The 233-nt window shown below is 44.6% G+C and carries 1 protein-coding gene; it reads left to right on the forward strand.

Annotated features, from left to right (window positions below):
• Positions 1 to 233: TrkA C-terminal domain-containing protein (locus AAEY62_RS24995; RefSeq protein WP_350637197.1), on the forward strand; the 233-nt coding region annotated here is incomplete at both ends.

Raw genomic sequence — 233 nt, forward strand, 5'->3', positions numbered from 1 at the left:
GCGATGTTGACGCCGATATTGTTGAATACACCATAGGCAAAATGTCACGCGCTGTTGGCCGTCGTTTATCGCAATTAGCACTACCCGATAGCACAGTAATGGCAATGATCAGTCGTAATAATAATATTATTGCCCCGCGCGGCTCTACGTTATTACAGGCAGACGATCAGCTATTTATGGTACTAAAACCGCATACCCGCGAGTTTGTTGACTGTGTTTTTTTCAAGCACGAT

The sequence above is a fragment of the Pseudoalteromonas sp. GW168-MNA-CIBAN-0100 genome (genome assembly GCF_040309225.1).
Taxonomy (GTDB): domain Bacteria; phylum Pseudomonadota; class Gammaproteobacteria; order Enterobacterales; family Alteromonadaceae; genus Pseudoalteromonas; species Pseudoalteromonas arctica.